Raw genomic sequence first — 6,760 nt, forward strand, 5'->3', positions numbered from 1 at the left:
ATTATGCTAAGAGTGGAGATACTATTTTTAATAACCCGACTTTGATGGTTTACCGTGAAGGTAGCGTCATTGAATGGAAGGTGACTGCCACAAGAGCAGTGTTAGATGAAGACCAAGTTTTGACTTTATATGACAAAGTCTTAATGCAAAATCTTCTGCCTGGTGCGAGTTTTGATACCATGGCAACAGACAAATTGGTCATTAATCTAACCAATCGTGATTTTAAAGCTGACCAACAAGTAATGTTGGTTGGACCACAATTTGAAACTACTGGAGGCGCAATGCAAGGTAACTTAAAACAGCATACTGCGACTCTGACAGATGAAGTTCAAGGTCGATATGAAACCGTTACACCTTAGCCTACTGGCACTGGTATTGGCGGCGCCTCAAGCGCTGGCACTCAAGTCGGATACTCAACAGCCGGTTTACATAAACTCTGACACCCAACAGGTGGATATGAAGAGTAACCAGGTTGTTTTTGAAGGCGATGTATCTCTTAAGCAAGGGAGCATCAATATCGATGCTGATAGAATCGTGGTAACTCGCGATCCTAAAACCGAAGCAATTAAACAGATTCAAGCATTTGGTAAACCTGCGAAGTTTTCTCAGCTGATGGACGATGGTAAAACACTTAGTGGTCAAGCTACGGAGCTGGATTACCGTATTTCTACAGACGAACTGACCATGAAAGGTCAAGCGCAGCTGGCGCAAGACAACAACACCATCAAAGGTTCTTCGATTCGTTACCAAATTGGTAAACAAAAGCTAGTCGCAGATAGCTCTAAGGAAGAGCGCGTTACGACCATTTTGCAACCCAATCAGATAGAGAACTAATATGGCAGTACTGAGTGCGAAAAACTTGGCGAAAAGCTACAAAAAACGCAAAGTCGTCACTGATGTTAGCTTAGAAGTTGAATCTGGTCAGATTGTTGGGCTACTCGGTCCAAACGGCGCGGGTAAAACCACCTCGTTTTACATGATTGTCGGCTTAGTACCTCGTGATGAGGGCACCATTACCATTGACGACAATGACATCAGTATTTTACCGATGCATAGCCGTTCACGCCTTGGCATTGGCTATCTTCCGCAAGAAGCGTCGATTTTCCGTAAGCTTTCAGTAGAAGATAACATCATGGCCGTACTTGAAACTCGTCAAGAAATGACGAGGGAAGAGCGCCAAGATAAACTGGAAGATTTGTTGGAAGAATTCCACATCCAGCACATCAGAACCAGTGCTGGTATGGCACTATCAGGGGGTGAGCGACGCAGGGTGGAAATCGCTCGAGCTTTAGCGGCCAACCCTCAGTTCATTTTATTGGATGAACCTTTCGCTGGTGTTGACCCAATTTCGGTTAATGACATCAAGAAAATCATTGAGCATCTGCGCGATCGTGGTCTCGGAGTGTTAATCACTGACCATAATGTACGTGAAACACTGGACGTATGTGAAAAAGCCTATATCGTGAGCCAAGGGCACCTAATTGCATCGGGAACTCCGGCAGAAGTTCTCAATAATGAACAGGTGAAACAAGTTTATCTCGGCGAACAATTCCGTCTATGATTATATTAGGAACGGTAAGATTCTGAGCATTACAAGGTAAGTAACACTGAATGAAACCTTCATTACAACTCAAGCTAGGTCAGCAGTTAGCCATGACGCCACAGTTGCAGCAAGCGATTCGCTTATTGCAATTGTCGACACTCGATCTTCAACAAGAAATCCAAGAAGCGTTGGACTCAAACCCATTATTGGAAGTTGAAGAAGGCCAAGACGAGCCTCTAGCAAACGGTGAAGATAAGTCAGCGGTCGAGGCTGCTGATAGCAACAGTGCTAGCGAACCAACAGAAATTGACGTTCCAGATAGCTCCGATGTGATAGAGAAATCAGAAATTAGCTCTGAACTTGAAATCGACACGACTTGGGATGACGTCTACAGCGCTAATACTGGTAGCACTGGCTTAGCTCTTGATGATGATATGCCCGTCTACCAAGGCGAAACCACTGAATCGTTACATGATTACCTCATGTGGCAGCTTGACCTAACACCATTCAGTGAAACCGACCGCACGATTGCATTAGCGATTATTGACGCTGTTGACGACTACGGCTATTTAACTTTGTCGCCTGAAGAGATTCATGAGAGCTTCGATAATGAAGAGATAGAGTTAGACGAAGTAGAAGCCGTTCGTAAACGCATTCAACAATTCGATCCTCTTGGAGTTGCATCACGTAACTTACAAGAATGTTTGTTACTGCAACTGACGACCTTCCCAGAAGACACGCCGTGGCTTGCTGAAGCCAAAATGATACTTGCGGATCATATTGATCACCTAGGCAACCGAGACTACAAGCTCGTCATCAAAGAGACTAAGCTGAAAGAAGCCGAGCTTCGTGAAGTCTTAAAGCTTATCCAACAGTTAGATCCTCGTCCAGGTAGTCGCATCACTCCTGATGATACCGAGTACGTAATTCCAGACGTATCCGTTTTTAAAGACAATGGCAAATGGACCGTTTCTATAAACCCGGATAGCGTGCCAAAATTAAAAGTAAATCAACAATATGCTCAATTAGGCAAAGGTAATAGCGCGGATAGCCAGTACATCCGCAGCAATTTGCAAGAGGCAAAATGGTTAATTAAGAGCTTAGAGAGTAGAAACGAGACGCTACTCAAAGTTGCAAGATGTATTGTTGAACATCAACAAGATTTCTTCGAGTATGGTGAGGAAGCCATGAAGCCAATGGTACTCAATGATGTCGCTTTGGCTGTGGACATGCATGAATCCACGATTTCTCGTGTAACAACGCAAAAGTTTATGCATACACCACGTGGTATTTTTGAATTGAAGTACTTCTTCTCTAGCCATGTTAGTACTGACAACGGCGGAGAATGTTCGTCAACAGCAATTCGTGCACTCATTAAAAAACTGGTCGCAGCAGAGAATACTGCCAAACCACTGAGTGATAGCAAGATTGCTGCTCTTCTGGCTGACCAAGGGATTCAGGTCGCAAGACGTACGATAGCCAAATATCGCGAATCCTTGGGAATTGCCCCTTCAAGTCAGCGTAAACGCCTATTATAAGGCACTAACTGAAAAGGAAAGTCTATGCAAATCAATATTCAAGGCCATCACGTTGATCTTACCGATTCAATGCAAGACTATGTAAATTCTAAGTTTCAGAAGCTCGAAAGGTTCTTCGACCATATCAATCAAGTGCATGTTGTACTAAAAGTTGAAAAAATTACTCAAATCGCGGAAGCTACGCTTCACATAAATCAAGGCGAAATCCACGCATCAGCCGATGACGAAAATATGTATGCCGCGATCGATTCGCTGGTAGATAAATTGGTTCGCCAACTTAATAAGCACAAAGAAAAACTAAACAGTCATTAATCATGCAACTGAGCGAAATACTGTCATTGGACTGCACCAAAAGTGCGGTCCACTGCACGAGTAAAAAACGCGCCCTTGAAATGATCAGCCGTATCGTGGCTGATCAAACGGGCCAAGATTCTACCGAGCTGTTCGAATGCATGCTCAATAGAGAAAAAATGGGCAGTACCGGTATCGGAAACGGTATTGCGATCCCTCACGCGAGAATGCAATCAAGCGACAAGGCCATTGCTGTCTTACTGCAATGTGATGAAGCAATCGAATTTGATGCGATTGACAATCGACCTGTCGATCTTCTTTTTGCGCTCCTTGTACCAGAAGAACAGTGCAAAGAGCACCTCAAGACTCTATCCTCTATGGCAGAACGTCTGAGCGATAAGCAAGTATTAAAACTACTGCGTAATGCTCAGAGTGATGAAGAACTTTACGACATCATGATTCACCAATAAGCAGGACTAACTCCATGCGACTAATCGTTGTTAGCGGGCACTCAGGTGCCGGTAAAAGTATTGCGCTTCGTGTACTGGAAGACTTAGGTTACTACTGTGTTGATAACCTGCCAGTTAACTTGCTGGACGCATTTGTTCATTCTGTTGCTGACAGCAAACAGAATGTTGCAGTCAGCATTGATATTCGTAATATTCCTAAAAAGCTAAAAGAACTGACGAGTACACTAGAACAGTTAAAAACTGAGCTTGATGTGACCGTGCTTTTCTTGGACGCTAATAAAGAAACGCTACTCAAACGCTACAGCGAAACACGCCGAATTCACCCGTTATCTTTAGGTGGCACCTCCCTCTCGCTCGATCAAGCCATCGAGCGTGAGAAGCAAATTTTGACGCCACTCAAAGCGCATGCAGATCTGGTCCTAAATAGTAGTGGGCAGTCTTTGCATGAATTGAGTGAAACCGTGCGTATGCGCGTTGAAGGCAGAGATCGCAAAGGGCTCGTTATGGTATTTGAGTCTTTTGGTTTTAAATACGGCCTGCCTTCCGATGCCGATTACGTATTCGACGTTCGCTTCTTACCTAACCCACATTGGGAACCAGCACTACGCCCGCTTACAGGTCTGGATGCTCCTATCGCCGCATTTTTAGAGCAACACCAATCGGTGTTAAGTTTGAAATATCAAATTGAAAGCTTTATAGAGAATTGGTTACCTCTGCTTGAGAAAAACAACCGCAGCTACCTGACCGTTGCAATCGGTTGTACTGGTGGTAAGCACCGCTCGGTGTACTTAACTCAGCAAATCGGTGAATACTTCTCCAACAAAGGACACCAAGTACAAATTCGCCATACCTCACTAGAGAAAAACGCTAAGGAGTAGCCGTGGAGTTAAGTCGTAAAGTATTGATTCAAAACCGCCTTGGCTTACATGCTCGTGCAGCAGTCAAACTGGTCGAACTGGCACAGAGCTTTGAAGCGGTCATCACCATCGACAATGAAGAAGACAAAACCGCCACAGCAGACAGCGTAATGGGCCTGTTAATGCTAGAGTCCGCTCAAGGACAATACGTCACGATCCACGCAACGGGTGGGCAAGCGGAAGAAGCACTGGATGCCGTTTGCCATTTGATCGAAGATAAATTTGATGAAGGCGAGTAGTTTACTCGCTTTTTTCTTACCTCCCATTATCTTTCTCTTCCCTGACCTAATAAATAAATTTGCTTAGTATCATAAGTTGTTATTAAAAGGCGCCTAGAATTAAGTTATTATTCAACGCATTGTAAATATCAGGAATTGGGAGGAATGAATGGCAGAGCAAATTGAATTCGACCAAGCTCACCAAGCCCTCCAAGAAGTCACAGAAGCGCTAGAAAATGGCCGCTTCGTCCATGTTCGTCGTCAATTACAGGACATGGAACCTGAGGATATCGCTCACCTTTTAGAAGCCTCCCCACGTAAGAGCCGTGAAGTTCTTTGGCAACTCACCGACCCTGAAGATTATGGTGAAATCCTTGACGAGCTGAACGAAGACGTCAAAGACAGCCTCGTATCCAAAATGGCACCAGAAGCGCTTGCAGAAGCGACAGAAGGCATGGATACCGATGACGTGGCTTACGTACTGCGTAGCTTGCCTGACAACCTGTCACGCGAAGTCCTGTCGCAAATGGACTCCTCTGACCGTCTACGGGTCGAAACCGCCCTATCCTACCCAGAAGACACTGCGGGTGGACTGATGAACACCGACGTCATCACAATTCGTGGTGACGTCGATGTGGACGTAGTTTTGCGTTATCTACGTATGAAAGGCGAGCTTCCAGAAGCTACGGATGCCCTGTATGTGATCGATGAAGAGAGTAAGCTCATCGGTGAACTGCCGATCACGACGCTTATTACCACTCAGCCAGACGTAAAAATCATTGATGTAATGGAAGACGCGGACGAGGCCATCACCGTCGATACTAGCGACTCAGATGTTGCGAGTCTGTTCGAGCGCCGTAATTGGGTATCTGCACCTGTTGTTGATGAAAACTTGCATTTGGTCGGTCGTATCACCATCGATGACGTGGTTGACGTTATTCGTGAAGACGCGGAACACTCGATGATGAGTATGGCGGGTATGGACGATGACGAAGATACTTTCGCGCCTGTTGTAAAATCAGCTCGCAAACGCAGTATCTGGCTTGGCGCTAACGTATTAGCCGCCCTTGCTGCTGCTTCCGTTTCTAATATGTTTGAGGCCACATTAGATCAAATGGCGGCCATTGCAGTATTGATGACGATTGTTCCGTCCATGGGTGGTGTCGCTGGTAACCAAACCGTCGCACTAGTGATTCGTGGTCTTGCTCTTGGTCATATCGGTGACTCAAACAAACGCGAACTGTTAATGAAAGAAGCTTCGATCGGCTTACTCAACGGTATCATGTGGGCGCTGATTATTGGTGGTATTGTTGTTGCTTGGAAAGGTAACTGGATGCTCGGAGGAATCATTTCCGCCGCCATGCTGACCAACTTATTGGTCGCAGGTATTGCAGGAGTAACGATTCCAATCCTATTGAAAAAAATGAACATCGATCCTGCTTTAGCTGGTGGTATGGCATTAACGACGGTGACGGATGTGATTGGTTTATCTGTCTTCTTAGGGCTTGCCACAATACTGATTACCTAACAGAAAAAACGAAAAAGCCTGATGAACACATCAGGCTTTTTTGATTCTGAATTGCTAGAAAAGCTTATTCACCCGCCACTTTCATGGTATCCAGTAGGATAGAGCCCGTTTGGATTTGTGAGCGCGTTTCAATATCACTACCAACCGCCACAATCTTGGTGAACATGTCTTTTAGATTACCTGCGATGGTAATTTCTGATACTGGGTATTGGATTTCGCCATTCTCAACCCAGAAGCCTGCGGCACCGCGAGAGT

10 protein-coding genes are annotated in these 6,760 nt (G+C 45.1%); 9 read left to right on the forward strand and 1 reads right to left on the reverse strand.

The features are described 5' to 3' along the window. From lptC to mgtE, 9 genes are all read left to right on the forward strand, one after another. Nucleotides 1-359, forward strand: a 359-nt coding sequence (lptC, locus tag CAG68_RS16710) for an LPS export ABC transporter periplasmic protein LptC (protein ID WP_161441391.1), incomplete at its 5' end; no start/stop codon positions are given. Beyond that, nucleotides 340-834: a lipopolysaccharide transport periplasmic protein LptA gene (gene lptA / locus CAG68_RS16715; RefSeq protein WP_005381109.1), complete on the forward strand. Its 495-nt coding sequence runs from the start codon at nucleotides 340-342 to the stop codon at nucleotides 832-834. The genes lptC and lptA, both read left to right, overlap by 20 nt. Before the next feature lies 1 nt (nucleotide 835). Next, complete coding sequence (gene lptB / locus CAG68_RS16720) at nucleotides 836-1,561, forward strand: LPS export ABC transporter ATP-binding protein (RefSeq protein ID WP_005381111.1); 726 nt, start codon at nucleotides 836-838, stop codon at nucleotides 1,559-1,561. A gap of 50 nt (nucleotides 1,562-1,611) precedes the next feature. Then, nucleotides 1,612-3,081, forward strand: a complete 1,470-nt coding sequence (locus tag CAG68_RS16725; protein WP_086047054.1) for an RNA polymerase factor sigma-54 — start codon at nucleotides 1,612-1,614, stop codon at nucleotides 3,079-3,081. Between the two features lie 24 nt (nucleotides 3,082-3,105). Further along, nucleotides 3,106-3,393 carry a ribosome hibernation promoting factor gene (gene hpf / locus CAG68_RS16730; protein WP_005381114.1) on the forward strand — a complete coding sequence of 96 codons (288 nt, stop codon included), beginning with the start codon at nucleotides 3,106-3,108 and terminating at the stop codon, nucleotides 3,391-3,393. Between the two features lie 2 nt (nucleotides 3,394-3,395). Continuing rightward, nucleotides 3,396-3,842: a PTS IIA-like nitrogen regulatory protein PtsN gene (gene ptsN / locus CAG68_RS16735; RefSeq protein WP_005381116.1), complete on the forward strand. Its 447-nt coding sequence runs from the start codon at nucleotides 3,396-3,398 to the stop codon at nucleotides 3,840-3,842. Nucleotides 3,843-3,856: 14 nt separating this feature from the next. Next, a complete protein-coding gene (gene rapZ, locus CAG68_RS16740; protein WP_054577138.1) occupies nucleotides 3,857-4,720 on the forward strand; it encodes an RNase adapter RapZ in 864 nt (287 codons plus the stop codon). Between the two features lie 2 nt (nucleotides 4,721-4,722). Continuing rightward, the gene (locus tag CAG68_RS16745) at nucleotides 4,723-4,998 is read left to right on the forward strand and encodes an HPr family phosphocarrier protein (protein WP_005381120.1); all 276 of its coding nucleotides are present in this window, start codon (nucleotides 4,723-4,725) and stop codon (nucleotides 4,996-4,998) included. Between the two features lie 148 nt (nucleotides 4,999-5,146). Continuing rightward, a complete protein-coding gene (gene mgtE, locus CAG68_RS16750) occupies nucleotides 5,147-6,505 on the forward strand; it encodes a magnesium transporter (protein WP_005381121.1) in 1,359 nt (452 codons plus the stop codon). Between the two features lie 64 nt (nucleotides 6,506-6,569). Here mgtE and CAG68_RS16755 read toward each other — a convergent pair. Beyond that, the coding region (locus CAG68_RS16755) for a metallopeptidase TldD-related protein (protein ID WP_237667891.1) at nucleotides 6,570-6,760 on the reverse strand (191 nt) is incomplete at its 5' end.

Source organism: Vibrio sp. V42_P2S4T144 (assembly GCF_009904715.1).
In the GTDB taxonomy this organism is placed as follows: Bacteria; Pseudomonadota; Gammaproteobacteria; order Enterobacterales; family Vibrionaceae; genus Vibrio; species Vibrio alginolyticus.

Excerpts from the sequence above, each read along its gene's own strand:
- ptsN (WP_005381116.1), top strand. The coding sequence starts at position 3,396 with ATGCAACTGAGCGAAATACTGTCATTGGACTGCACCAAAAGTGCGGTC.
- rapZ (WP_054577138.1), top strand. The coding sequence starts at position 3,857 with ATGCGACTAATCGTTGTTAGCGGGCACTCAGGTGCCGGTAAAAGTATT.
- CAG68_RS16725 (WP_086047054.1), top strand. The coding sequence starts at position 1,612 with ATGAAACCTTCATTACAACTCAAGCTAGGTCAGCAGTTAGCCATGACG.
- hpf (WP_005381114.1), top strand. The coding sequence starts at position 3,106 with ATGCAAATCAATATTCAAGGCCATCACGTTGATCTTACCGATTCAATG.
- mgtE (WP_005381121.1), top strand. The coding sequence starts at position 5,147 with ATGGCAGAGCAAATTGAATTCGACCAAGCTCACCAAGCCCTCCAAGAA.
- lptA (WP_005381109.1), top strand. The coding sequence starts at position 340 with ATGAAACCGTTACACCTTAGCCTACTGGCACTGGTATTGGCGGCGCCT.
- lptB (WP_005381111.1), top strand. The coding sequence starts at position 836 with ATGGCAGTACTGAGTGCGAAAAACTTGGCGAAAAGCTACAAAAAACGC.